The 22604-nt window shown below is 61.6% G+C and carries 18 protein-coding genes and 1 tRNA gene; 11 read left to right on the forward strand and 8 right to left on the reverse strand.

From position 1 onward, the window contains the following. Positions 1 to 25 precede the first annotated feature (25 nt). Entirely contained in the window at positions 26 to 571 is a 546-nt protein-coding gene (locus tag AC1DLV_RS14775; RefSeq protein ID WP_476800670.1) for a TetR/AcrR family transcriptional regulator, read from the reverse strand. A gap of 155 nt (positions 572 to 726) precedes the next feature. Between AC1DLV_RS14775 and AC1DLV_RS14780 the strand changes: the two genes are divergently transcribed. Both AC1DLV_RS14780 and AC1DLV_RS14785 read left to right on the forward strand, forming a co-directional pair. Beyond that, on the forward strand, positions 727 to 1887 hold the full coding sequence (locus tag AC1DLV_RS14780; protein WP_476800671.1) for an efflux RND transporter periplasmic adaptor subunit: 1161 nt from the start codon (positions 727 to 729) through the stop codon (positions 1885 to 1887). Continuing rightward, positions 1884 to 4967: an efflux RND transporter permease subunit gene (locus AC1DLV_RS14785; protein WP_476782750.1), complete on the forward strand. Its 3084-nt coding sequence runs from the start codon at positions 1884 to 1886 to the stop codon at positions 4965 to 4967. Before AC1DLV_RS14780 ends, AC1DLV_RS14785 begins: the two co-directional genes overlap by 4 nt. 88 nt (positions 4968 to 5055) lie before the next feature. Here the strand turns inward: AC1DLV_RS14785 and AC1DLV_RS14790 are convergent, their stop codons facing one another. From AC1DLV_RS14790 to AC1DLV_RS14800, 3 genes are all read right to left on the reverse strand, one after another. Beyond that, positions 5056 to 5451 (reverse strand): hypothetical protein, encoded by a 396-nt coding sequence (locus tag AC1DLV_RS14790; RefSeq protein WP_476800673.1) that lies wholly within the window; start codon positions 5449 to 5451, stop codon positions 5056 to 5058. Between the two features lie 199 nt (positions 5452 to 5650). Continuing rightward, positions 5651 to 5725, reverse strand: a tRNA-Gln gene (locus tag AC1DLV_RS14795). A 118-nt stretch (positions 5726 to 5843) separates the two neighbouring features. After that, complete coding sequence (locus tag AC1DLV_RS14800; RefSeq protein ID WP_476800674.1) at positions 5844 to 6179, reverse strand: VOC family protein; 336 nt, start codon at positions 6177 to 6179, stop codon at positions 5844 to 5846. Positions 6180 to 6384: 205 nt separating this feature from the next. On the opposite strand from AC1DLV_RS14800, the gene ppdK reads away from it, so the two are divergent. After that, positions 6385 to 9051 (forward strand): pyruvate, phosphate dikinase, encoded by a 2667-nt coding sequence (gene ppdK / locus AC1DLV_RS14805; RefSeq protein WP_476800675.1) that lies wholly within the window; start codon positions 6385 to 6387, stop codon positions 9049 to 9051. Positions 9052 to 9102: 51 nt separating this feature from the next. Here ppdK and AC1DLV_RS14810 read toward each other — a convergent pair whose 3' ends face one another. Next, positions 9103 to 10113: a nucleotidyltransferase family protein gene (locus AC1DLV_RS14810; protein WP_476800676.1), complete on the reverse strand. Its 1011-nt coding sequence runs from the start codon at positions 10111 to 10113 to the stop codon at positions 9103 to 9105. A gap of 185 nt (positions 10114 to 10298) precedes the next feature. On the opposite strand from AC1DLV_RS14810, the gene AC1DLV_RS14815 reads away from it, so the two are divergent. Then, positions 10299 to 11036, forward strand: a complete 738-nt coding sequence (locus AC1DLV_RS14815) for a polysaccharide deacetylase family protein (RefSeq protein WP_476800677.1) — start codon at positions 10299 to 10301, stop codon at positions 11034 to 11036. 42 nt (positions 11037 to 11078) lie between these two features. Here AC1DLV_RS14815 and AC1DLV_RS14820 read toward each other — a convergent pair whose 3' ends face one another. Continuing rightward, complete coding sequence (locus AC1DLV_RS14820) at positions 11079 to 11738, reverse strand: hypothetical protein (RefSeq protein WP_476800678.1); 660 nt, start codon at positions 11736 to 11738, stop codon at positions 11079 to 11081. A gap of 168 nt (positions 11739 to 11906) precedes the next feature. Between AC1DLV_RS14820 and AC1DLV_RS14825 the strand changes: the two genes are divergently transcribed. Together AC1DLV_RS14825 and AC1DLV_RS14830 are read left to right on the forward strand one after the other, a co-directional pair. Continuing rightward, positions 11907 to 13544, forward strand: coding sequence for a fatty-acid--CoA ligase (locus AC1DLV_RS14825; RefSeq protein WP_476800679.1), 1638 nt, complete (start codon positions 11907 to 11909; stop codon positions 13542 to 13544). Positions 13545 to 13677: 133 nt separating this feature from the next. Next, the gene (locus AC1DLV_RS14830) at positions 13678 to 14496 is read left to right on the forward strand and encodes a DUF1499 domain-containing protein (protein WP_476800680.1); all 819 of its coding nucleotides are present in this window, start codon (positions 13678 to 13680) and stop codon (positions 14494 to 14496) included. Between the two features lies 1 nt (position 14497). Here AC1DLV_RS14830 and AC1DLV_RS14835 read toward each other — a convergent pair whose 3' ends face one another. Continuing rightward, a complete protein-coding gene (locus AC1DLV_RS14835; protein ID WP_476800681.1) occupies positions 14498 to 15406 on the reverse strand; it encodes an MBL fold metallo-hydrolase in 909 nt (302 codons plus the stop codon). A 123-nt stretch (positions 15407 to 15529) separates the two neighbouring features. Here AC1DLV_RS14835 and AC1DLV_RS14840 point away from each other — a divergent pair, with 123 nt between their 5' ends. Together AC1DLV_RS14840 and AC1DLV_RS14845 are read left to right on the forward strand one after the other, a co-directional pair. Continuing rightward, positions 15530 to 16123 carry a biotin transporter BioY gene (locus AC1DLV_RS14840; RefSeq protein ID WP_476800682.1) on the forward strand — a complete coding sequence of 198 codons (594 nt, stop codon included), beginning with the start codon at positions 15530 to 15532 and terminating at the stop codon, positions 16121 to 16123. An 82-nt stretch (positions 16124 to 16205) separates the two neighbouring features. Further along, complete coding sequence (locus tag AC1DLV_RS14845; RefSeq protein WP_476800683.1) at positions 16206 to 17213, forward strand: SDR family NAD(P)-dependent oxidoreductase; 1008 nt, start codon at positions 16206 to 16208, stop codon at positions 17211 to 17213. Between the two features lie 12 nt (positions 17214 to 17225). Here the strand turns inward: AC1DLV_RS14845 and AC1DLV_RS14850 are convergent, their stop codons facing one another. After that, the gene (locus AC1DLV_RS14850) at positions 17226 to 18677 is read right to left on the reverse strand and encodes a DUF2793 domain-containing protein (protein WP_476800684.1); all 1452 of its coding nucleotides are present in this window, start codon (positions 18675 to 18677) and stop codon (positions 17226 to 17228) included. Between the two features lie 271 nt (positions 18678 to 18948). On the opposite strand from AC1DLV_RS14850, the gene cysD reads away from it, so the two are divergent. Genes cysD through cysQ form a run of 3 tightly spaced genes read left to right on the forward strand, consistent with a single transcriptional unit; the run spans position 18949 to position 22599 of the window. After that, positions 18949 to 19854: a sulfate adenylyltransferase subunit CysD gene (gene cysD / locus AC1DLV_RS14855; RefSeq protein WP_476800685.1), complete on the forward strand. Its 906-nt coding sequence runs from the start codon at positions 18949 to 18951 to the stop codon at positions 19852 to 19854. Positions 19855 to 19856: 2 nt separating this feature from the next. Further along, complete coding sequence (gene cysN, locus AC1DLV_RS14860; protein ID WP_476800686.1) at positions 19857 to 21794, forward strand: sulfate adenylyltransferase subunit CysN; 1938 nt, start codon at positions 19857 to 19859, stop codon at positions 21792 to 21794. Next, the gene (gene cysQ, locus AC1DLV_RS14865; RefSeq protein WP_476800687.1) at positions 21745 to 22599 is read left to right on the forward strand and encodes a 3'(2'),5'-bisphosphate nucleotidase CysQ; all 855 of its coding nucleotides are present in this window, start codon (positions 21745 to 21747) and stop codon (positions 22597 to 22599) included. Before cysN ends, cysQ begins: the two co-directional genes overlap by 50 nt. Positions 22600 to 22604: the final 5 nt, after the last annotated feature.

Consider the following 22604-nt stretch of genomic DNA (forward strand, 5'->3'; position numbering starts at 1 on the left):
GGTTGATGCCATCGTCGGTGACCTGTCACGCAGCCGCTTCGGCGAGCAGGTAAGCAATCGCCATGTCGCGTTCATCTTCGTGGAGTATGTCCATGTCGAAAAGCTTCATGCTACGCAGCCCCTCTATGACCAGGAACGCCACGATCAGCTTGGCTTGGTCGGGTGTTTCCGCCTTCAGGCGGTCGAGCAGATGGCGCTTGAAATCCCTGACGGGATTGAGGAAATCCGGGTCTTCGGCAAGGGCTGCGAGTACGCCTGCTGCGGATGGCTGCTTCTGTCCGCATTCCTCGGCGGATAGTTCGATATAGGCGGCAAGGCTGCTGTCGGGCGTATCGCCGCTTTTGCTGGCCGCCTTTGTCGCGAGCGCTTCCTCGAAGCTTTTGAGATAGTCCTGAACCAGGGCCTGCATCAGCTTGGCTTTGGTGGGGAAGTTGTAAAGGAGCCCGCCTTTGGAGACGCCGGCGCGCTGGGCGACAGCGTCGAGCGACAGGTGGCCCGGGCCGACGATATCCGCCAGTTCCGCCGCGGCGGCGAGGATTTTTTCGCGAGAGCTTGGTCTGTGGCCCGACATTGGTGGTGTCTCCGTTCGCATCACATTATCGTGGATTGACAATACCGTCCAGTCGGTACAGTAAGCCTCTCGCTCTTGGGCTTTCCAAGAAAGAAGTCCAATATATGCGTCGCGGCCCGCCCTGGTGCCGATTCCTTACCGATTGGGGATCTCCTTTGATTAAGCGTCTCATCATCGCGATCGTATTGCTCGTCGTCGTTTGCGGCGGCATCGTTGGTTTCAACATGTTCCGCGACAATGCAATCCAGCAATTCTTCGCCAACATGCCTGTCGCATCAGTCACAGTGGCGACCGCCAAGGTCGAGCCCGCTGCCTGGACGCCCGGCATCGAAACGATCGGCACGGTCGCCGCATCCCAAGGTGTCGACCTCACGGTCGAAACAACTGGTATCGTCAAGGAGATCAAGTTCACGGCAAACCAGCGCGTGAACAAGGGCGACGTGCTCATACAGCTCGACGACAGCGTGCAGCAGGCAGACCTGGCCGCCGCCAAGACGCAGGCCGCGCTCGACAAGCAGTTGTTTGAAAGGGCAGTTGCCTTGCAGCAGCGCGGTGTCGGCTCCGACGTCGTACGCGACTCGGCTAGCGCGGCTGCGTCCACCTCGGCCTCGCAAGTCGAAAAGCTGCAGGCAGTGCTCGACCAGAAGCAATTGCGCGCGCCGTTCTCCGGCACGATCGGCATTCCGAAGGTCGACGTCGGTCAATATCTCCAGCCAGGCACCATCGTGGCGACGCTTCAGGATATCGACACGATGCGGGCGGATTTCGCCATTCCCGAACAGCAGCTTGGCCTTTTGAAGATTGGCCAGCCTGTGCGTTTCGGTGTCACTGACGCCGAAATGCCCTTCATTGGTTCAGTGGTTGGCATCGATCCGAAGGTAGACCCGCAGAGCCGCCTGGTTTCGGTCCGCGCAAAAATCGACAACCCGGATGGCAAGCTGAGCCCGGGCCAGTTCGTGCGCGTGCGTGTCGTGCTTCCTGAGGAAGACGGTGTCGTAGCCGTACCGCTGACAGCCCTGACCACCAGCCTCTACGGTGATTTTGTCTATGTCGTGAAACCTGCGGAGACCACCGAAGCTTCCGGAGCAGCCGCAGCGCCAGCCAAGGAACAGGCCGAGCCAGCGCTCGTGGTCAAGCAGATCTTCGTCAAGGTTGGCCGCCGTTCAGAAGGCCGCGTCGAGATCACGGAAGGTGTTTCTTTCGGTGACGAACTCGTCGTTGCCGGACAAAACAGGCTCTCCAACGGCACCCCGGTCAAGGTCGACAACACGGTCTCTCCTGTTGCGTCGACCGATGCGAAGGCAGCTGCAAAATGAGTTTCTCTGACATCTTCATCCGCCGTCCCGTCCTTTCGACGGTCGTCGCGCTCATGATCCTGCTCCTGGGTTTCCAGGGGTTGTTCAACCTGTCCGTCCGGCAATATCCGAAGGTCGAGGAGACGGTGATCACCATCTCCACCGTCTATCCGGGTGCGAGTGCGGACCTCATCCAGGGCTTCATCACGGCACCGATTGCCGCTGCGGTGGCGACCACTGAAAACATTGACTACGTCACCTCGCAGAGCAGTCCTTCGTCGAGCACCGTGACCGTCCAGATGGAGCTTGGCTCCAACCCGGATACGGCGCTGACCGAGGTCATGTCCAAGGTCCAGCAGGTGCGCGGCCAGCTGCCGACAGACGCCGAGGACCCGACCATCGTCAAGGGCACGGGCATGCAGTTCGCCATCATGTATCTGGCGATGCAGAACCCCAACATGACCGCCGAGCAGCTGACCGAGTATATCGAGCGCGTCATCCGTCCGCGCGTCTCGACCATCGAGGGCGTGGCCGAGGTACAGGTCCTGGGCGCGGCCAAATATTCGATGCGGGTATGGATCGATCCGATCAAGCTCGCAGCGCGCGGTCTGACGGCACCTGAGGTTCTTCAGGCCATCAATGCGTCCAACTTCCTGTCCGCACCGGGCAAGACCAAGAACGAATACGTCGCCTATTCGATCACCATGAAGTCGACGCTGCAGACGCCAGAGGCCTTTGGTGAGCTGCCGCTCAAGTCCAGCAATGGTGATGTCGTCAGGTTGCGTGACGTGGCCCGTGTGGAGCTGGCGGCCGAAAGCACCGACACCGTCGTCAATTTCAACGGCGAGCCGGGCACCTTCATTGGCATCTTCCCGACACCTTCGGCCAACCCGCTGACCACCGCTGCTGCGGTGATCAAGGAGTTGCCGGCGATCAGCGCGAGTTTGCCGCAAGGCATGACCATCACCATGGTCTATGACTCGACCGAGACGATCAGTGCGTCGATCGACGAGGTGTTCAAGACCATCGCCGAGGCGGTCGCGATCGTCATCGTCGTGATCTTGCTGTTCCTTGGCTCGTTCCGCTCGGTGCTGATGCCGGTGGTGACCATTCCGCTGTCGCTGATCGGCGTCTGTTTCATCCTGTTGATGATGGGCTATTCGATCAACCTGCTGTCGCTGCTGGCCATGGTTCTGGCGATCGGCCTGGTGGTCGACGACGCCATCGTGGTGGTGGAAAATATCCATCGGCACATCGAAGACGGCATGTCGCCGATGCAGGCGGCATTCAAGGGCATGCGCGAGATCTTCGGGCCGGTGGTCGCCATGACCATCACGCTCGCGGCCGTGTTTGCTCCGCTGATGTTTACCGGCGGCCTGACCGGGTCGCTGTTCCGTGAGTTTGCGGTCACGCTTGCGGGCGCTGTCATCCTCTCTGGCTTCATCGCCGTGACGATCACCCCGATGATGTCGGCGCGGATGTTGAAGGCCGGCAACCACAGCCGGTTTGCAAAATTCGTCGACCGTACGTTCGAGCGCATCGCCAACCGCTACGAGCGGCTGGTGTCGGGCTCGCTCAATTATCGTCCGGTGACGTTGCTGATTGTCATCGCGCTTGTTTCGGTCACCGCCTTCATGTTCTTCAAGACGTCGAACGAATTGGCGCCTGAAGAAGATTCCGGCGCATTGTTCGCGCTGGTGACTGCGCCGCGCTACGCAACATCCGAATATACAAGTCTCTACACCGACCAGATCCGCGACCTGACCAAGGATCTGCCTGAGCTGAAGACCAACTTTTCCATCGTCGGCATGGGCGGCGCCACCAATTCGGGCTTCTCCGTTTGGGCACTCAAGGATTGGTCCGACCGTTCGCGTTCGCAAAAGGAGATCCAGGCGGATATCCAGGCGCGCCTGTCCAAGGTCAGCGGCGTCGAAGCACTGGTCTTTGCGCCTCCGTCTTTGCCGGGTGCCGGCGGCGGCCTGCCGATTTCGGTCGTCGTCCAGTCGACCGGCGATCCGAGCCAGGTCTTCGAGGTGGCCGAGCAGATCAAGGCAAAGGCCCAGGCCTCGGGTCGCTTCATCGTCGTGCAGAACTCGCTGTCCTTCGATGCGCCGCAGGTGACGGTGACCATCGACCGCGACCGGGCCGCAGCGCTCAACCTGTCGGTGCGCGACATCGGCATGACGCTGAGCCTGCTTGTGGGCGGTGGTTCGATCGCCCAGTTCGATCGCGATTCCAACAGCTACGACATCATCATGCAGGTGCCTGATCAGTATCGCGGCAACCCTGAAAAGCTCGGCGAGTTCTATGTCCGCAGCGTCAACGGCCAGATGGTGCCGCTGTCGGCTGTGGTGACGATCAAGACAAATTCGTCGCCGGCTTCGATCGAGCAGTTCAACCAGCTCAATTCGGCAACGATTTCGGCGCTGCCGGTGCCTGGTGTGACCACCGGCGATGGCTTGAAGACGATCGAGGATATCGCCCGGCCGCTGCTGCCGGCCGGCTTCTTCATCGACTATTCCGGCCAGTCGCGTCTGGAAAGCGAACAGGGAAATACCATCCTGATCGCCTTTGCGCTGGCGATCGTGGTGATCTACCTGGTTCTGGCGGCACAGTTCGAAAGCTTCCGCGACCCGCTCATCATCATGATGTCGGTGCCGTTGGCGATTTTCGGCGCCATCGTGCCGCTCAATCTCGGGCTAGGGACGCTGAACATCTACACCCAGGTCGGTCTGATCACACTGATAGGACTGATCACCAAGCACGGCATTCTGCTTGTTGAATTCGCCAACCAGCAGCGCGAGGAACACGGCCTGTCGCGGCGTGAGGCGATCATCGCTTCAGCCAAGGTTCGCCTGCGTCCGATCCTGATGACGACGGCCGCCATGGCGCTAGGCGTCGTGCCTCTGATCCTCGCTTCGGGTGCTGGCGCTGCCGCGCGTTACTCGATGGGCCTGGTGATCTTCTGCGGCGTGCTCGTTGGAACGGTCTTCACTCTGTTTGTGGTGCCGATGTTCTATACCTTCATCGCCCGCAAGGACCTGGCCGCGCATGTCGAGGAGCCCGACGCCAAGCAGATGGCTGAGCCGGCTCATCACTGAGGCGAGCTAGGAACGTAAGGAAAAAGGCCCCAGAGAAATCCGGGGCCTTTCTTGCGCCACATCGCCATTCGCTGCCTGGCCGGCAAGTTCACACGTTCTTCAGAGCCTCAAGCTCGGGGAATGGGAAATACTTCATGTTCGGAAGGTGGCACCCCATAGCGTTTTCCAGCGTGCCAACCGGCTTGTTGTTTACTAGGCGCACTGAAACGGCTGTTCTGCCGGTGTATCCACCCATTCGGTTCTTTGAGTTCGCCTTGACGCATACGGCCTGAATCTTGCCGTCTGGTGTGGCATCTACGATGCTCGAAATCTCAGCGTCACGCACTGAATACGGATCTACAAGGTAGTCGCGGGCCGCGTTGACAATCGAGGCTTTGACGCTTGGCGACGGCGGTCTCTGTGACGCTTCGACCCTCTGAATCTCTTGGCTGGACACACAGCCCGACAGCGCTAGAACTGTTACAACTAATGTCTTGAACTTCATGATCCCCCAGGCCCAATTGGATTGCCCGGCGCGAAATTTGCATGGCCCAGGGAGCTTGTCGAGATTCCCTTTCCAATTCAGGAGCTTCGAGCTTAGGCCTTTGTCCATCGGCCAGCTTGCGTCTGCTTCTGGCCGAGAGATTTAACCGCACCAGTGTTGGGTTCGGAATGAAGCGGACTGAATATCAAAACTGGAAGGTTGGCTGGGGCGCCAGGATTCGAACCTGGGAATGTCGGTACCAAAAACCGATGCCTTACCGCTTGGCGACGCCCCAACAAGCCGCAGGCTAACAACTATGAGCCGCAGGCGAGTCAATCGACCGCCGCCTTATATGCAGTGCGCGGCAAAAGCACAATCGCGCCTTTGCCGCTTTTCTTATCTGAATGTGTTGACTATTCGCCCCAGACGGCGAGCTCGTTGCCAGCTGGATCAACGAAGTGAAAACGCCGCCCGCCGGGGAACGAAAAGATCGGTTTGACGATCGTGCCGCCGGCTTCTTCGACCGCGGCAAGGGTTTGTTCCAGCGCTTCGGAATAGAGAATCGGCAGCGGCTTGGCTGGCACCTCAGCCTGGAACCCGCCGTCGAGGCCTTCTGCGAATGCGGCATAGTCAGGACCGTAGTCGGTGAAGGTCCAGCCGAAAGCCGCGCTGTAGAAGGATTTGACATGGTCGAGCGTGCCGCCAACCGCGGCCATTTCGATATAGTCGAGCTTGCCGGTCTTGCGCATTGTCGTCTCCAAAGTTGTTCTTGATATGTTCTATATGAGCCGACCAAGGCCCGCAAGCGTGTCGTAGCGCCGGTTCATTAATCGATTGTAGGTCATTGCCCGGCCGAACTGCGCCTTGCCTTTCGCAGCGCAGCATCATATCGCTCGGCCCATAAGCGGGCGGCAGCCACCGTCCTGCTCCACACTCAGTCGGCGAGGAGACGGCATGACCAAGTGGGTTTACAGGTTTGGCGACGGTGCAGCGGAGGGGCGCGCAAGCGACCGCAACCTGCTCGGTGGCAAGGGGGCGAATCTCGCCGAGATGTGCAGTCTCGGCCTGCCGGTTCCGCCCGGGTTCACCATAACCACGGCTGCCTGCAACTGGTATTATGGCAATGGCCGCAGCTATCCTGAAACGCTGGAAGCCGATGTTCGCTCGGCACTCGATCATATCGGTGCGATCACCGGCCGTCGTTTCGGCGATCCCAAAAGCCTGCTGCTCGTGTCGGTGCGCTCGGGCGCCCGCGCCTCGATGCCGGGCATGATGGACACAGTGCTCAATCTCGGCCTCAACGATGTTACCGTCGAGGCGCTTGCTGTCGATGCCGGCGACGCGCGTTTTGCCTATGACAGCTACCGCCGCTTCATCACCATGTATTCCGATGTCGTTCTCGGGCTCGATCACGAAGTGTTCGAAGAGCTGCTTGAGGAGGAAAAGGCGCGTCTGGGCTACGAACTCGACACCGAGTTCACCGCCACGCAGTGGCAGGCGGTCATCGCGCTGTACAAGGCCAAGGTCGAAGAAGAGCTTGGCCGCTCGTTCCCGCAGGATCCGCACGAGCAGCTATGGGGCGCCATCGGTGCGGTGTTCTCAAGCTGGATGAACCACCGCGCGATCACCTATCGCCGCCTGCACGACATTCCCGAGAGCTGGGGCACGGCCGTCAACGTCCAGGCCATGGTGTTTGGCAATATGGGCGACACCTCGGCCACGGGCGTTGCCTTCACCCGCAACCCCTCGACCGGCGACAAGATGCTTTATGGCGAGTTCCTGGTGAACGCGCAGGGCGAAGACGTTGTCGCCGGCATCCGCACGCCGCAGAACATCACCGAAGCAGCACGCATTGCCGCTGGCTCCGACAAGCCCTCGCTGCAGAAGCTGATGCCGGAGGCGTTCAACTCTTTCGTTGCGATCTCCAATCGCCTCGAACAGCACTACCGCGACATGCAGGACCTCGAATTCACCATCGAGCGCGGCAAGCTGTGGATGCTGCAGACACGTTCGGGCAAGCGCACGGCCAAGGCAGCGCTCAGGATCGCCGCCGAGATGGCCGGCGAGGGGCTGATCACCAAGGATGAGGCGATCTGCCGGATCGACCCGTCTTCGCTCGACCAGCTGCTGCACCCGACCATCGACCCCAAGGCGCAGCGCGAGGTCATCGCGGTCGGCCTGCCGGCGTCGCCTGGTGCCGCCACCGGCGAGATCGTGTTCTCGTCCGACGAGGCCGAGGAGCTGAAGTCGGCCGGCCGCAAGGTCATCCTGGTGCGCATCGAGACCAGCCCCGAGGATATCCACGGCATGCATGCCTCCGAAGGCATTCTGACGACGCGCGGCGGCATGACCAGTCACGCGGCGGTTGTTGCGCGCGGCATGGGCAAGCCTTGCGTGTCGGGTGCCGGATCGCTGCGCGTCGACTACCGCGCCGGCACGCTGATCACCATGGGCCACACCTTCCGCAAGGGCGACATCATCACCATCGACGGCTCCACCGGACAGGTGCTGAAGGGCACGGTGCCGATGCTGCAGCCGGAACTTTCTGGTGATTTCGCCGCGATCATGGAATGGGCCGATGCGGCGCGCCGCATGAAGGTGCGCACCAATGCCGAAACGCCGGCGGATGCGCGCATGGCGCGTTCGTTCGGTGCCGAAGGCATCGGCCTTTGTCGCACCGAGCACATGTTCTTCGACGGCGATCGCATCGTTGCCATGCGCGAGATGATCCTCGCCGACATCGAAAAGGACAGGCGCACGGCCCTCGACAAGCTGTTGCCTATGCAGCGTTCGGACTTCATCGAGCTGTTTGAGATCATGGCCGGCCTGCCGGTGACGATCCGCCTGCTCGACCCGCCGCTGCATGAGTTCCTGCCCAAGACCGAGGACGAAATCGCCGAAGTCGCCGCCGCGATGAACGTGCCGGCCGACAAGCTGCGCCAGCGCACCGAAGCGCTGCACGAGTTCAACCCGATGCTCGGCCATCGCGGATGCCGTCTTGCCGTCTCCTATCCGGAGATCGCCGAGATGCAGGCGCGCGCCATCTTCGAGGCGGCGGTCGAAGCCGGCAAGAAGACCGGAAGCCCTGTAGTGCCGGAAATCATGGTGCCGCTGGTCGGCCTGATGAAGGAACTCGACTACGTCAAGGCCCGCATCGATGCGGTTGCCAAGAGCGTCATGCAGGAAACAGGCGTCAACATCGACTATCTCGTCGGCACGATGATCGAGCTGCCGCGCGCGGCGATCCGTGCGCATGTCATTGCCGAGGCGGCCGAATTTTTCTCCTTCGGCACCAACGACCTGACGCAGACGACCTTCGGCATCTCGCGCGACGACGCGGCGTCGTTCCTCGAGACCTATCGCCAGAAGGGCATCATCGAGCAGGACCCGTTCGTCTCGCTCGATATCGAAGGTGTCGGCGAACTGGTGAAGATCGCCGCGGAAAAGGGCAGGGCGACGCGGCCCGAGATCAAGCTCGGCATCTGCGGCGAGCATGGCGGTGATCCGGCCTCGATCCACTTCTGCGAAAGCGTCGGGCTCGACTATGTATCGTGCTCGCCCTTCCGCGTGCCGATCGCACGGCTGGCAGCGGCACAGGCAGCGGTGAAGGCGAAGCGGTAGGCGAAGGCGATTGGTTATACCCATTTAGCAGATTGGGTATAACCGGCTGCATCAGGTGATCTCGCCAAGCAGGCGGCCGATTTCGGGCCGCTGCTTTAGCGATGCGTTGATGGCTTCGCGCCATTTCGTTCCGTTGCCCAGAGCGGTCTCATAAGCGATTGCCAGTTCCTGGGGGCGATCCTCCACCAGGACACGGATCAGCGTTTCGGCTTGGGCCAGGTCTTTTGCGACTTTGGCCAAGCCCGGCCCGGTTCGCCTTTGGGCGACAATCAGCTTGTGTACGGCATAACGTTCGGGTTTCGGTATCTGAACCAGCACGCCGCTCCGATATAACGCCACGGCTGGTATCGGCTCCGCGATCAGGAAGTTCAGGAACGGAAGCGTCTGCGCGTAGACGTTCAGCGGTTCTAGCCTGACGATCTCGCTTTTGCTCTGCATGCGAGGTGCCAGGAAGTCGACCATCGCTCCGCCGCCTTTCAAGCGCCACCGCGTTGACCTTCCTTTCGGGTCCAGGCCGGGCGCGGGTTCCAGAGACAGGGATTTGAACGTTTCAGCGAGCGAAGGATCGACCTTGTCGTCGATCGCCAGTTTGAGGTTTTCGAATGCGGCGATGTCGACGTCCTGTGTAACTGCGAGCGTGCCTGAAAAGGCAAATCCCAGTTCGGCGCCATAGAGGCGGAACGCGTGTGTTCCAACCAGTGTTCCACCGAGGCGAAACACGCCCACTCTCGCCATCGCGTTCAGTATGCTGCCAGTTTGGCGATCCACTGTAACGAGACCGGCAGCACGCAGCTGAGCAACCAGCAACGCACAGTGCCGTTCAAAGGTCTTGTCGTCTTCGATATCCTCCCGCATGCGCGCAATGCGCTGACGAAGGTCTTCACTGTCAGGGCCGATGTAGCGATCGACCGGCTTGTCACCGATTCTTTGCCGGGCGTACCAATATTTGCCCTGTGGAAGCTCCTTGAGGAATGGAGATCCGGCGATGGTCTTCACGTCGCGCATTCGGTGGGCTTCGAGAAGATCCTGATACGCAGTGTGAACAGAGAGCGGGAAGCGCATGACTGTACCCTACATCAATCTTTGGCGTAGGGTACGAAACATACCCTACATAGGCAACTCGCGTAGGGTATTGCATGCCAGCCGTTCTGGCCAGCGCCACGGCAAAATAGCCTCAGCCGTCATCATGGCGCCAGATTTGAGGTGCCAGTGGCCGCAGTTCGAGACAGCAATACCCGGAAATTCGCATGCGTATGTTTGGCAGGTTTTTGATTGGCGTCGGCCTTGCGGCGCTGGTGAGTTCTTCAGCTTCGGCTGCGTTGCTCGAACCCCGGCTGCGTCTTAAGCCGTCCGGCGAATCCAGCCCGCGCGTGGCATTGACGCTCGATGCATGCGGCGGCAAGACCGATGCACGCATCCTCTCGGCGCTCGTCGACAACAAGATACCGGCGACAATCTTCGTCACTGGCATGTGGCTGAAGCGGAACGCCGAAGCCTTGGCGATCATGAAGGCGCATCCAGAGCTGTTCGAGCTCGAAAACCATGGTGCCAGGCACATTCCGGCTGTCGATACGCCCCGCAGCATCTACGGGCTGAAAAGCGCTGGCAGTGCCGAGGCCGTTCAGGCCGAGGTCGAGGCCGGCGCGCGGGCTCTGACCGACCACGGCGGACGGGCGCCAAAATGGTTTCGCGGCGCGACCGCGCAATACAGCCCAACCTCCATAGCGCTGATCCGTGGGCTTGGCTTCAGGATCGCCGGCTACTCGATCAATGGCGACGGCGGTTCGTTGCTTGGCGCACGCGAAACCGAACGCCGCGTTTCTTCAGCCAAGGATGGTGACGTCATCATCGCGCACATCAACCAGCCCACGCACGCTGCCGGCGGCGGTCTGGTCAAGGGGCTGCTGAAGCTCAGGGAAAAAGGCTACGCCTTCGTGCGCCTCGACGATGTCGACGACGATGGCACGGACGGCACGACGAACTGAGATATTGCGCGTCCTTTTGGACGCGCAAGCCGCTGCATTGGCTCAGGCAGCGGCATGGAACGCTTCGACCACCCCGACATAGGCTACGGCGAGCTTGGCCAGAGGGCTGGTACTGCGCGAGGCCGATTCCACCTTGAGCTTGCCGCCGCTGACGGGAAGCGAAAGCAGCAGGAACTGACGCCGTGCACCGTCTCCAATCGAAGCGGCGGCGACATGCTTGTCGTCTCCGTCTTCATCGAGGCGCATCTTGAACAGAAGGATGCCGCCTACAGCTTCCAAAGCGTCGTCGACCATCTGGGTAAACTCAGCCTCCGAAACGTCGCTCGGTGCCATGGCCGGAACCTCGACTTGGATTCGCTCGACAGCCTCGACGGTGCGTTCATCGGCCGAAAGTTCGACCGACGCCGGCTCGTCGGCGGTCGCTTCTTCCGCACCAGGCTCTAGCCCTTCGGCGGCTGCCGTTTCCGGTAGGTCTTCGAGCGGGGCTTCAGGCTCGGTGCCGACCGCTTCGTCGAGCAGTTCTTCCGCCGACAGCGAAAGGTCGTCGGTGGCTTCGGCGATCGGCTCGTCAGCGCCATCGGCCTCGTCGGCAGCCATCAGGACGCCGGAAGCGGCATCGGATTCTTCGGGGGCAACATGCTCTTCAGATTGCGTGTCATGCTGCGGCAGGACTTCATCCTCCGCGCGCGGCTGCGTATCCATGTGATCCCTCACATTACTCTACCCACCACACCAGCCGGTAATAAAGGTTAACCGCGACCGTGGCCGCAATATGGCCGCTACGGTTTGCCGGCTCGGCTGAACTTTGGTCAGGCTGGACAAAACAGCTATTGCGACCAGAATGGCCAGATATGATCTGGGAGGATCCACATGCTTGGACTGATGCAGGAATGGCCGCTGCTGTGCCACAAGATCATTGACCACGCTGCCCGCCAGCACCCGCATCGCGAGATCGTGTCGAGATCGATCGAGGGACCCATTGTCCGGACCAACTATGCCGAATTGCGCATAAGGTCGCTGAAGATTGCGCAACGGCTGGAGCGCGACGGCTACAAGGTTGGCGACCGTATCGCCACGCTTGCCTGGAACTCCGCCCGCCACATGGAAGCGTGGTACGGCATCATGGGCATGGGCGGGGTCTACCACACGCTCAACCCGCGCCTTTTTCCCGAGCAACTGGTCTGGATCATGAACCACGCGCAGGACCAGGCGCTGTTCGTCGACCTTACCTTCTTGCCGCTGGTGGAAAAGATCGCGCCGCAGGTACCGTCGCTCAAGCGCATCATCGTGCTGACCGACGCCGCCCACTTGCCGCAAACGGCGCTGCCCAATGTCGTGGCTTTCGAGGAGTGGCTGGCCGAGGCCGATGGCGACTATGTCTGGAAAGCGTTGGACGAGCATGCGGCGGCCGGCATGTGCTACACCTCGGGCACGACGGGCGATCCCAAGGGCGTCGTCTACAGCCACCGTTCCAACGTGTTGCATGCCATGATCGCGGTGATGCCGGACGCGATGGGCATTTCGGTGCGCGACGTCGTCATGCCGGTTGTGCCGATGTTCCACGCCAATGCCTGGGGGCTCGCCCAGAGCACGCCGATGGTCGGCGCGAAACTCGTCATGCCAGGCGGCAAGATGGATGGTGCTTCGATCTACGAAATGCTCGACACCGAACGCGTCACCTTCACCGCCGCCGTGCCGACCGTGTGGCTGATGCTGCTGCAGCATCTCGAAGAGACCGGCAAGAAATTACCGCATCTCAACAAGGTGGTGATCGGCGGTTCGGCCTGCCCGCGCACGGTGACTGAGAAGTTCGAGCGCAACTATGGCGTCGAGGTCATCCACGCCTGGGGCATGACCGAGATGTCGCCGCTCGGCACGTTGTGCTCCATCAAGCCGGAATATGACGATCTCGAAGGCAGTGACCGGCTGAACATCCAGCAGAAGCAGGGCTATACGCCGTTCGGCGTCGAGATGAAGATCACCGACGACGACAACAATGAACTGCCTTGGGATGGCAAGACCTTCGGTCGGCTCAAGGTGCGCGGTCCGGCGGTCTCAGCCTCCTATTTCGGCGGCGCCAGCGCCGAGCAGTTTGACGCAGACGACTGGTTCGACACCGGCGATGTCGCCCATATCGACACCAACGGCTACATGCAGATCACCGATCGTTCCAAGGATGTGATCAAGTCGGGCGGCGAGTGGATTTCCAGCATCGAACTCGAAAACCTCGCCGTCGGTCATCCCGACGTCCAGGAGGCCGCGGTGATAGGCATCAAGCATTCGCGCTGGGACGAGCGCCCGCTGATGGTGATCGTGCGCAAGCAGGGAAGGGAGCCTGACAAGACCGACATCTTGGCTTTCCTCAACGGCAAGGTCGCCAAGTGGTGGATGCCGGACGATGTCGCCTTCGTCGACGAGATCCCTCACACCGCAACCGGCAAGATCCAGAAGATGGCCTTGCGCGAGACGTTCAAGGATTATCGTCTGCCCACGGACACTGCCATTTGACAGGTTCATGTGCGGGACGGCGGCCCATGCCGCCTTTCCGCTTCAACCGTCGAAGGAAACGCTCTAGTTTGAGTCCGCAGCGATGTATGCCGTGGGGACGGCGATGCTGGGTGCAGGGTGGGTAACGGGTTTTATGGTTGAGTTTCAGACGCGATATGTTGAGCAGCGCACCACGCGCGCGGCTGGCCTGTCCCGGGGCATGGCATCCTTCTCGGCCGTTTTGCTGATCACCGCCGTGCTCGGCCATCGTCGCGGTCTTGTCGACACCACTGCCTTTTTCTGGGTTCTCGGCATTGTCGCATTGCTCGCCGCTTTGGCGTTGCTGCTCTCGGGCCTTGCGTTTTCGCGGTTGTGGAAATTCGGCGACCGGGGCGGACACGACCTGACGGTCGGCGCCTTGCTGGGACTGGCCGTGCTCGCGCCCTTTGGCTTCATAGCCTACCAGATCGCCACCATGCCCATGCTCCGCGACATCTCGACCGATGTCGAAGACCCACCCGCATTGACGGCGGCCATGTCGTTGCGCACGCCGGCCATGAACCGGCTGGAGCCCTCGACAGCGGGGGAACGCGCGTTGCAAGCGCAGGCCTATCCGCTGGTTGCCGGCCGGCGCTACGACCTGTCGCTCGACCGTGTTCTTGACAGCGTGAATGCCGTTTTGGCGCGGCAAGGCTGGGAGATCGTCGTGCCGCCACCGGCTGTCGACCAGGCAATTGGCGAGGTCGACATCGAAGCCGTTGCGCGCACCTACATTCTCGCTTTGCCCTCCGACGTGGTGATCCGTCTGGTGGACGACGGCGACTCGACCTTCGTCGACATGCGCTCTGCCTCGCGCTACGGCCGCCACGACCTCGGCGACAATGCCGAGCGCATCATCGGCTTCCTGACCGAACTTGATCAGGAGATCGCCAATCAGGCCGGAACCGCGACGAGCACGACGCCAGAGCAATAGGCTATTTGACTGGGGAATAGACGCTGTCGATCGCCGGCGCTTCGCTGCTGAGCGCCTTGCCGCGCCCGACAAGATCTTCGAGATGGGCGAGCACCGACAGGCCGGCCGCTCCATAAAGCCTGGGGTCGGTGTCGCGATAGATCGCCTGCACGATATCGGGAATCGTGCAGTCGCCGGCCATCAGGCGCTCGAGGATCGCGTGTTCGCGCATCTGGCGGTGCGCCTTCAGCCCGCGCACGAACGTTTGCGGCGCCAAGACCGGGCCGCCATGGCCGGGCAGATAGATGCGGTCGTCTCGTTGGATCAGCTTTTCAAGCGAGGCCATGTAGTCGGACATCGCCCCGTCAGGTGGTGCCACGATCGAGGTCGACCAGGCCATGACATGGTCGGCTGAAAACAGGATGCCGGTGCCTTCGAGCGCAAACGCCGCGTGATTCGCCGCGTGGCCCGGCGTCAGCACGGCGCGCATGCGCCAGCCGTCGCCATCGATGACCTGGCCATCGCCAACGACCAGGTCGGGAACGAAGTCGGTATCACTGCTGGCGTCGAGCGGGGCAACTTCGCCGATTCGCAACGGTCGCGCCGAGCGATGCGGCCCTTCGGCGACGGTCACAGCCCCGGTCAGCGCCTTCAACCGGGCAGCGAGCGGCGAGTGGTCGCGATGGGTGTGGCTGACGAAGACGTGGCTGACAGGACGGCCTGCAATGGCCCGGACCAGCGCTTCGAGATGGGCGTCATTGTCGGGACCGGGATCAAGGATCGCCAGCGTTTCGTCGCCGATGATGTAGCTGTTGGTGCCGTGGAAGGTGAAGGCGCTCGGATTGTTGGCGGTGACCCGCACAATGCTATCCGCGACAGCGACAGGCTGGCCGTAGGCGGGTTCGAAGCGTTTGTCGAAATCGAGAGACATGGCCAGCCGATATCTGTGAGTCCGAGGAGCGAACGGCAAATTCGTTTGCCGCTTAGCACGGAAGACAATATAGGGAAAACAACATCTGGCACGCCTCGGCGCGCATACCACAAGGGGATTTACATGGCTGTTGCATCCAGTTCCACCGCGCTCGTTTCCGCGGCGCTGCCCGAAAAGGGTGCAATGCGCCTGGCGACCCAGCTGCTGCTGGCTGTCGCGGGTTCGATGCTGCTTATCGCTTCGGCCAAGACCAAGGTCGTGCTCGGACCAGTCGACATGTCGCTGCAGACGCTCGTCGTTCTCGGCATCGGCGCTGCCTACGGCCTGCGCCTCGGCGTGGCGACGCTGCTGCTCTATATGGCGCAGGGCGCCATGGGTTATCCGGTGTTCCAGAGCACGCCTGAAAAGGGCCTCGGCATTGCCTACATGCTCGGCTCGACCGGCGGATATCTCCTGGGCTTCGTTGCCATGGCGGCAATCGTTGGCTGGGCCGTCGATCGCGGCTGGGGCCGCAGCATCGTCAAGATGCTTGGCGCGATGCTCGTCGCCGAGATCGTCATGATGGCGCTCGGCTTCTCGTGGCTGTCGCTGCTGATCGGTGCCGAAAAGTCCTGGCGGTTCGGCGTCGTGCCGTTCATCGTGCCAGACCTGATCAAGGTGGCACTTGCCGCTGCCGCCGTTCCGGCCATCTGGGCGCTTCTGCCCAAGAAGGGCTGATCAGCCCGCACAGAGCAATGGATTTGCGAACGCCCCGGCTTTAGAAAGGCCGGGGCGTTTTGCATTTGAAGAGACGGAAATCATGACTGTTCTTGTCACGGGCACGGCCGGCTTCATTGGTTTTCACGTTGCACGACGGCTCTTGGCCGAGGGCTATGATGTCGTCGGTTTTGACAGCGTGACCGACTATTACGACACCTCGCTCAAGCGCTCGCGACTTGAAATGCTCGCCGAACATGGCGATTTCCGCTTCATCCAGGCCGATCTCGCCGATGCGGCCGCGGTGAAGGCCGCTTTTGAATGCCGGCCCGAGATCGTCATCAATCTCGCCGCTCAAGCCGGCGTGCGTTATTCGCTCGATCATCCCCAAGCTTATGTCGACGCCAACATCACCGGCTTCCTCAACATCCTCGAAAACTGCCGCGCGACGCCGCCGAAACACCTGATCTACGCGTCGTCGAGTTCTGTTTATGGCGGCAACAAGAAGCAGCCCTATTCGCCGCGCGACGGCGTCGACCATCCGGTCAGCCTGTATGCGGCGACCAAGAAGGCCAACGAGCTGATGGCGCACACCTACAGCCATTTGTTCGGCGTGCCGGCGACCGGCTTGCGCTTCTTCACGGTCTACGGACCTTTGGGCCGGCCCGACATGGCCTACTACAAATTCACCCGCGCCATCTTCGCCGGCGAGACCATCGACATCTACAATGGCGGCGACATGTACCGCGACTTCACCTACATCGACGACATCGTCGAAGGGATCGTGCGCCTGATCGATCTGCCGCCCAAAGCCGACTCTGATTACGACATCTCAGCCGGCGGTGCATCGGGCAGCTGGGCGCCGCACCGGGTGATGAACATCGGCAATCGCCGCAAGGAACATCTGATGGAGATGATCCGCATCCTCGAACGCGCGACGGGCCGCGAGGCGGTGAAGAATTTCATGCCGCTGCAGCCGGGCGATGTGCTCAGCACCTGGGCTGACGTGAGCGACCTCGAAGCATTGATCGGCGAGCTTCCACACACGCCGATCGAAGAGGGGCTGGTCCGCTTCGTCGACTGGTACGGCAGGTATTACCGCGTCCAGTAGCAAAGCAACCGGTCAGGCATACTGGCCCCCCGTTGCGGCACTGCCAGCGGCATTGCCCGGCAGATAGGCAGCGCCACCGCCAGCGGAATTGATCACGCCGTTGAGGGTGGTGTTGTAACGGGCGCCAGTGGCTGAACCAACGAAGGTCATGCCGCCGCATGAGATTTCGCCGTTCTGGCAAAAGGCGAAAGCGGTGGCAAATGTCGGCGTTCCGGTCAGCGTCACCGTTCGGGCCTCGGTGTTGATCGTTCCACCGCTGCGCGCCCACAAATGGATCGGCGATGCGCCCGAAATGGCGTAGTTGCCTGTGGCGGTTGCCGTGCCGCTGTTGTGGCACATGATGTGGCCCTGGGCGCAAGCGCCGAACCTGACATTCTGGAACTGGATCGTGCCGCCGTCGGCATTGAGGCCAAAGCCGCTGGTGGTTGTCCTGAGCTCCAGGTTCTTGACCAGGCAGCGCGTGCCTTCCGCAGCAGAGATTGCGCTGGCCGACGTGGTTGAGACGATCACGTTGCCGGGGGTGGCGCTGTTGCCGGCGATGGCCAGACCTGCGGTACTCGCCTGGCCCAGCGTGGCTGGGATGTCGATTGCGCCGCTATAGGTGCCGTCGCCAATCTGGATGGTAACCGTGAAGCCGGCCATATCGAGGCTTGCAGCGACGTTGAGCGCTTTCTGGATTGTCAGAAACGCGCCGCTGGCTGTGTCCGCGAGCCCTGTGTTGGCGTCGGCCCCATCGGTGCGGACATAGTAAGTCCGGTTGGCTGCGAGCATCTCGCGCACATGCCGCCTCGCCACGGCCTGGTTCTGGTCGGACAGTGCCAGGCCTGCCGGCAAAAGCACCCGCCCGTCCGTGCGACTGACCTTCAGCGCCTCGGTCCATGCGGAGCCGTCCGGCGAAACCTTGACGTGCCAGTCGTCATCGCCGGCGAGACCGAACTCGGCCCGGCCTGAATAGCCCGTCTGAAACAGCAGCGAGGCGTTGTCGCCTGCTGCGGCCTTGTTGATCTTGACCTGCTGTCCCGCGCCCAGATTGTCGAACAGCACGGCCTGGCTCTTCACGGACAGTCGGTTGGTGGCATCGGCGGTGGTGTTGACGCCGACCATGGCGGCCGGATTGATGCCGAGTGCAACTGCATCCTGCCAGGCGCTGCCGTCAAAGGCGAAGAGGCGCTGTTCATCGGCCACCCAGGCGAGCCAACCCCTGGCCGGGGGATGGAATGCCCAGGCACCGTCCTGCCAGGCAGCAATCTGGCCGCTCTTGCCGATCCAGGCACCGGTTGCCGCCGCAGCAACGATGTAGCGGTCACCTTCCGCTGGCAGTGCGGGCGGTGCGGCCAGATGCCGGTCGAGCACCGACAGCTGCACCACAACATCGAGCGCCAGCAGCGCCTCGTTGTGGGTGACGTGCTTCTGTGCCTGCGAAGGCATGATGAAGGGCATTTTCAGATTGGTTGTTTGTTCCAAGGCCGGCTCCTGTGGTTGGCTTTGGAGCAATGATACGGCCGTCGGAAAGGGCGTGGATAAACAGGCGCCTCTATCCACGCTTCGGACCCTGTTCGCACACGCGGTGGAATTGCATTCCCGCAGACGTGGCGCGGGGGGCAAAACTGACTTGGCCGGCCGCGAAATTTGGTCTTGCGCTGCTTGAGACACCGCCTGTTTGTCGGGACAATGCGCGCAACAGGTCATTTCGGCGCCAAAGCCGCGACCAGGAACGATTTCCGAAGGCTTTGCAATGCTTGCCAGATTGACTCACCTGGACCGTCTCGAGGCGGAGGCGATCCACATTTTCCGTGAGGTCGCGGCCACATTTTCCAAGCCTGTGATGCTCTATTCCGTGGGAAAGGATTCCTCGGTCCTGCTGCATCTGGCGATGAAGGCGTTCTATCCGGCCAAGCCGCCATTTCCGTTCCTCCATGTCGACACGACCTGGAAGTTCCGCGAGATGATCGCCTTCCGCGATGCCATGGCGCGCGAACTCGGCTTTGACCTGCTCGTCCACGTCAACCCGGATGGCGTACGGGACAATATCAACCCGTTCGATCATGGCTCGAACACCCATACGCATGTGATGAAGACGGTTGGTCTGCGCCAGGCGCTCGACAAATACGGCTTCGACGCAGCCTTTGGCGGCGCGCGGCGCGACGAGGAGAAATCGCGTGCCAAGGAGCGCATCTTCTCGTTCCGCAATGCCCAGCATGCGTGGGATCCGAAGAACCAGCGCCCGGAAATGTGGAAGATCTTCAACACGCGTGTTTCACCGGGTGAATCGATCCGCGTCTTCCCGCTGTCCAACTGGACCGAGCTCGATATCTGGCAGTACATCCTTCAGGAAAACATCCCCATCGTGCCGCTCTATTTCGCCAAGCATCGGCCAGTGGTCGAACGCGATGGCATGCTGATCCTGCGTGACGACGACCGCATGAAGCTGCATCCCGGCGAGGTGGTGGAAAACAAGCTGGTGCGCTTCCGCACGCTCGGTTGCTACCCGCTGACAGGCGCGATCGAATCCGACGCCGACAGCCTCGAAGGCATCGTCAGCGAGATGCTGATCGCCCGCACCTCGGAGCGGCAGGGACGCCTCATCGACCGCGACGAAGCCGGCTCGATGGAAAAGAAGAAGCGCGAAGGGTATTTCTGAGAATGCGCCACGCCATGGCCACCAAGATCGAGGCCGCCGAAAGCGTCCGCGACTACCTCGCAGCGCAGGAGCAGAAATCGCTGCTGCGTTTCTTGACCTGCGGCTCGGTCGATGACGGCAAGTCGACGCTGATCGGTCGTCTTTTGTCCGATACCAAGCAGATTTTCGAGGACCAGCTCGCAGCGCTCGAGCGCGACTCGCGCAAGCACGGCACCACGGGCGAGGACGTCGACTTCGCGCTTCTCGTCGACGGGCTGGAAGCCGAGCGCGAGCAGGGCATCACCATCGATGTCGCCTACCGCTTTTTCGCCACGCCCAAGCGCAAGTTCATCGTCGCCGACACGCCCGGCCACGAACAATACACGCGCAACATGGCGACCGGTGCCTCGACGGCAGATCTCGCCATCGTTCTGGTCGACGCGCGCCAGGGCGTGCTGCGCCAGACGCGGCGCCACTCGATCATCGCCTCGCTGCTGGGCATCAAGAACATCGTGGTTGCGATCAATAAGATCGATCTTGTCGGCTTCGACCAGAATGTGTTCGAGCGCATCACGGCCGAGTATGCCGCCTTTGCCGCGAGCCTTGGCTTCAAGTCGATTGTGCCGATCCCGATGTCTGCGCGCTTCGGCGACAACGTCACGCGGCGCTCGGACAAGATGGACTGGTATTCGGGCCCGACGCTCATCGAACATCTCGAAACCGTGGTGGTCGAGGAAGAGCCGGCCGCGCGTCCGTTCCGCTTTCCTGTGCAATATGTGAACCGGCCTAATCTCGATTTCCGCGGTTTCGCCGGCACGATCGCCTCGGGCTCGATCTCGCAGGGCGATGAGGTCGTCGTTGCCAAGTCGGGCAAGCCATCGAGGGTCAAGCGCATCGTTGCCCATGGCGGTGATCTCAGCACTGCGGTTGCCGGCCAGGCGATTACGCTGGTGCTCGACGACGAGGTCGAGGTGTCACGTGGCAATGTGCTGGTTACGCCTGACGCGCGGCCACATGTCGCCGACCAGTTCGCCGCCAATGTCGTGTGGTTCGACGAAAACGCGCTTTTGCCCGGCCGCTCCTATATCCTGCGCACAGAGACCGACCAGGCGAGTGCCACGGTCACCGATCTCAAATACCGCATCAACGTCAATGATTTCGCCCATGAGGCGGCGAAGTCGCTGGAAATGAACGAGGTCGGCGTCTGCAACATCTCGACCCAGTCGCCCGTCGCCTTCGACAGCTTTGCCGACAACCGCACCACCGGTGCCTTCATCCTGATCGACCGAATCAGCAATGCCACTGTTGGTGCCGGCATGATCGTGCATGCGCTGCGCCGCTCGGAAAACATCCACTGGCAGTCGCTCGATGTGTCGCGCACGGCGCGTGCGGACCTCAAGAACCAGCGTCCTTCGGTACTCTGGTTCACCGGCCTGTCAGGCTCAGGCAAGTCGACGGTCGCCAACCTCCTGGAAAAGAAGCTGCACGCGGCCGGTCGCCACACCTACGTGCTCGATGGCGACAATGTCCGCCACGGCCTCAACCGGGATCTCGGCTTCACTGACGAAGACCGGGTCGAAAATATTCGTCGGGTCGCCGAAGTCGCCAAGCTGATGGCCGACGCCGGCCTGATCGTCATCGTGTCGTTCATTTCGCCCTTCCGTGCCGAACGCCGAATGGCGCGGGAAATGATGGGGCAGGGCGAGTTCGTCGAAGTCTTTGTCGACACCCCGTTCGAGGAATGTGCCAAGCGCGATCCCAAGGGGCTCTATGCACGTGCGCTCTCCGGTGCGATCAAGAATTTCACTGGCGTCGATTCACCCTATGAAACGCCGGAAAAACCTGAGATTCATCTTCAGACTCTGGGCAAGACGCCTGAAGAGATGGTCGAGACGGTCGAGAACTGGCTGAATGAGCGAGACTTTGCAGAGCATCAGTACGACGACGGCGGCGGCATCTGACGAGGCGATCCTCGAACTGCTCGAACGCCTGGCGCTCGATGCCGGGCGCGCGGTGATGGAGGTCTTCCACTCCGGGATCACGGTGACTGACAAGGCGGATGCCTCGCCGGTCACGCAGGCCGATCGTGCCGCCGAGCGCGTGATACTTGCAGGCCTGCGTGCGGCCTATCCCGACGTGCCGTGCGTTGCCGAGGAGGAGACAGCCGAAGGCGTGGTTCCACCTGAGCTTGGCCGTGCGTTCTTCCTTGTTGATCCGCTCGACGGCACCAAGGAATTCGTCAGGCGCCACACCGATTTCACGGTCAATATCGCGCTGATCAGGGACGGCGCGCCTGAAATTGGCGTGGTTTATGCGCCATGCACCGGCCGTTTCTTTTCCGGTCGTCCAGGTCGCGCGGAAGCCTTCGAGGCACGCGACGGCAAGCCCATCTCGGAGCGTCATCGCATTCATGTGCGCGAAGGCCGTCAGCCGCTGACCATCGTTGCCAGCCGTTCGCACCGTACGCCCGAGACCGATGCCTTCATCAAGAAGGTTTCAGCTGCGGAAATCGTTTCGGTGGGGTCGTCGTTGAAATTCTGCTTGGTGGCGTCCGGCGAGGCGGACCTCTACCCGCGCTTTGGCAGGACCATGGAATGGGATACGGCAGCCGGCGATGCCGTTCTGCGTGCAGCGGGCGGGAGCACTCACACGCTGGATGGCAAATCGCTCGTCTACGGCAAGCGCAACCAAGCGGACGATGCGGATTTCGCCAATCCGCATTTTGTCTCGAGCGGCCGGATCATCGATCCGGCCTTCATTTACTGATCAGA

Source organism: Aminobacter sp. 01T433 (genome assembly GCF_056398585.1).

Excerpts from the sequence above, each read along its gene's own strand:
- AC1DLV_RS14775 (WP_476800670.1), bottom strand. The coding sequence starts at position 571 with ATGTCGGGCCACAGACCAAGCTCTCGCGAAAAAATCCTCGCCGCCGCG.
- AC1DLV_RS14785 (WP_476782750.1), top strand. The coding sequence starts at position 1,884 with ATGAGTTTCTCTGACATCTTCATCCGCCGTCCCGTCCTTTCGACGGTC.
- AC1DLV_RS14790 (WP_476800673.1), bottom strand. The coding sequence starts at position 5,451 with ATGAAGTTCAAGACATTAGTTGTAACAGTTCTAGCGCTGTCGGGCTGT.
- AC1DLV_RS14800 (WP_476800674.1), bottom strand. The coding sequence starts at position 6,179 with ATGCGCAAGACCGGCAAGCTCGACTATATCGAAATGGCCGCGGTTGGC.
- ppdK (WP_476800675.1), top strand. The coding sequence starts at position 6,385 with ATGACCAAGTGGGTTTACAGGTTTGGCGACGGTGCAGCGGAGGGGCGC.
- AC1DLV_RS14810 (WP_476800676.1), bottom strand. The coding sequence starts at position 10,113 with ATGCGCTTCCCGCTCTCTGTTCACACTGCGTATCAGGATCTTCTCGAA.
- AC1DLV_RS14815 (WP_476800677.1), top strand. The coding sequence starts at position 10,299 with ATGCGTATGTTTGGCAGGTTTTTGATTGGCGTCGGCCTTGCGGCGCTG.
- AC1DLV_RS14820 (WP_476800678.1), bottom strand. The coding sequence starts at position 11,738 with ATGGATACGCAGCCGCGCGCGGAGGATGAAGTCCTGCCGCAGCATGAC.
- AC1DLV_RS14825 (WP_476800679.1), top strand. The coding sequence starts at position 11,907 with ATGCTTGGACTGATGCAGGAATGGCCGCTGCTGTGCCACAAGATCATT.
- AC1DLV_RS14830 (WP_476800680.1), top strand. The coding sequence starts at position 13,678 with ATGGTTGAGTTTCAGACGCGATATGTTGAGCAGCGCACCACGCGCGCG.
- AC1DLV_RS14835 (WP_476800681.1), bottom strand. The coding sequence starts at position 15,406 with ATGTCTCTCGATTTCGACAAACGCTTCGAACCCGCCTACGGCCAGCCT.
- AC1DLV_RS14840 (WP_476800682.1), top strand. The coding sequence starts at position 15,530 with ATGGCTGTTGCATCCAGTTCCACCGCGCTCGTTTCCGCGGCGCTGCCC.
- AC1DLV_RS14845 (WP_476800683.1), top strand. The coding sequence starts at position 16,206 with ATGACTGTTCTTGTCACGGGCACGGCCGGCTTCATTGGTTTTCACGTT.
- cysD (WP_476800685.1), top strand. The coding sequence starts at position 18,949 with ATGCTTGCCAGATTGACTCACCTGGACCGTCTCGAGGCGGAGGCGATC.
- cysN (WP_476800686.1), top strand. The coding sequence starts at position 19,857 with ATGCGCCACGCCATGGCCACCAAGATCGAGGCCGCCGAAAGCGTCCGC.
- cysQ (WP_476800687.1), top strand. The coding sequence starts at position 21,745 with ATGAGCGAGACTTTGCAGAGCATCAGTACGACGACGGCGGCGGCATCT.